This window comes from Kosakonia sp. WA-90, assembly GCF_039871955.1.
GTDB lineage: Bacteria > Pseudomonadota > Gammaproteobacteria > Enterobacterales > Enterobacteriaceae > Kosakonia > Kosakonia oryzendophytica.
Map to the genome: position 1 here is coordinate 1 of NZ_JBDPLJ010000014.1, position 2,204 is coordinate 2,204.

Here is a 2,204-nt window from a genome sequence, read left to right on the forward strand (position 1 = left end):
TTCCGGACTCTCCATCGAACTTCGTTCGATTATTCGCCGCAAGCGGCTCACCCCTTCGGGGCCAGCGCGACAAGCGCGCTGTTCAACGCCTGCGGCGTTAGTCCGGGTCCGGGCACCACTTATTCAGAGAACCCAGCCTATGGCTGGGTTTTTGCTTTCTGTTTTCCGGACTCTCCATCGAATTTCGTTCAATGATAAAAAAACCACCTCCGCGGAGGTGGTTTTGGGTGACAACAGAGGAATCTCAGTCGCGGGTCAGGCTCATCACAGTTGTGATGTAATCGGCAAGCTTTGCCACAAAGGGCATGGTCAGCATGGTCATATGATTACCAGGGTTGAGCAGAGGAGTTAATCGCTCTGCATATGCAGACCACACCGCATTATGTTTTTCTCTTGCTACGCAGTCCCCCTCCTGGGCATTAATCATATGCATCACCCCGCGGTAGCGAGTCGCCGGGTAATACGACGTGTTTAAGTTCGCTTTTATGACCTGAAATACCCCCTCCAGTGCGGAAAGCGGCGTTTTGTTTGTATATAAACCGGCATCCACCAGAACCTGATGCAAATAGCCAAGTTGCTCTTTCGGTGCCAGGGGTGATAACTCTTCCCACGTCACAGGAAGAGTCCGGTTCAGCATTAAGTTATAAATATCAATCAACTTCATTATCGCCTCACGATGAGAGGCCGATTGTTTACTTCCCGGCGCCCTGCTATCAATCACAATCAGATCGGAAACGCTCTCGCCCTGCGCCTGTAATTGCAGCGCAATTTCCAGCGCGATCCATCCGCCAAACGAGTGGCCGACAACGAAGTAAGGCCCGCACGGCTGTATTTGCCGCATTGCACAAATATAGTCACGCGCGGTCTCTTCAACCGTCAGGTGAGGCATGCGGGTAACCTCGGTTAATCCCCGGGCCTGCAATACATAAACCGGTGAGCTGACAGGCAAAAGCCCCGCAAGATCGAGAAAACTGAACGCGGACGCCCCCGCGCCGGGTATACAAAAAAGTGGCGGCTCTGTTTTTACCCCCTCGTGCATGATCACTACCGGGTTATAGGGCGTCTGAGGCAACAGATGTGCAGACAGATACGCTGCCAATTGTGCAAGCCGGGGTTGCTGCATGATGGAGTGATGGGTTCCTCCTACCGGATGCAGTGATGAGCGCTCACCCACAATGCCGTGCCAACCACGCCATCTGTCCTCGTTTTCCTGCGTCTCTGCCGTGTACAAATTGACAGTAAAGTCTGAGGACGACGGCCTGTATTTCAGCCCGAGCGGCCTGATATAAAGCGCCGTATTTAACCGCAGCAACAGTGCTTCACAGGTCATATCGTCGGGTAACCAGCGGTGAAAAGAACAGAGGTCAACGGCTTTTTTCTCATCAATCGGTCGTTGAAGTTGCGCTAATACCGCCCGGTCGCTCTCCGGCACATAGTTGGATAAAAACGCCAGTATCATTGCATCTCTTTGTTCCGCTGCGGAAAGCGCGTCGAAAGCGCTATTCTGCAGCAAAGCGGGGTGATAACTGTCGATCATCCCGATAAAAGCAATCTCCTCCCCGCGCTGATGCAACTGACAGGCTATTTCATAACTTAGCAGCCCCCCTAATGACCAACCGCAGAGGTAATAAGGCCCATGGGGCTGAACGCGACGGATGGCTTCTGCATGGTAAGCAGCAAGCGCCTCCAGTGAAGTAGGCGGATTCTCCAGAGCATACATGCCCAATGCGTGCAGCACATATACCGGGCGATCGACCTGAAGTAATGAGGCGAGAGGCGAATAAACCAGCGGATCGCCTGAAGGCTCATGCACAAAGAAAAGCGGCGGCTGAGCCCCCTCCGCACGCAGCAGCAACGGGTTATCGTCCAAAGGAGATGTTGTGAGTTTCCCGGGGCGTTTAACGGCTACGGCAAGCTGACGCAATATCGGATGAGCAAAGAGTATTGCCAGCGAGGTTTCCATACCGGCCCGTGCCAGACGATTCAGCAACTGAACCGCCATCAGCGAGTGGCCGCCAAGCTCGAAGAAGTTGTCATGCCGGCCGACGCGCTCCAGCCCCAGCAGGTCACACCATACTGCCGCCAGTTCACGCTCGGTCTCCCCTTCCGGCGCTTCATACCCCTGTGTCACCACCGATGCACTGTCCGGCACCGGCAGTGCACGCCGGTCCAGCTTGCCGTTCGCCGTCAGCGGGAACGCCGCC

2 protein-coding genes are annotated in these 2,204 nt (G+C 54.8%); one reads left to right on the plus strand and one right to left on the minus strand.

Annotated features, from left to right (window positions below):
• The coding region (locus ABGA49_RS16040; RefSeq protein ID WP_347665801.1) for a hypothetical protein at positions 1–195 on the plus strand (195 nt) is incomplete at its 5' end.
• Positions 196–244: 49 nt separating this feature from the next.
• On the opposite strand, the gene ABGA49_RS16045 is transcribed toward ABGA49_RS16040, so the two are convergent.
• A partial coding sequence (locus ABGA49_RS16045) for an alpha/beta fold hydrolase (protein WP_347665802.1) occupies positions 245–2,204 on the minus strand: 1,960 nt, incomplete at its 5' end.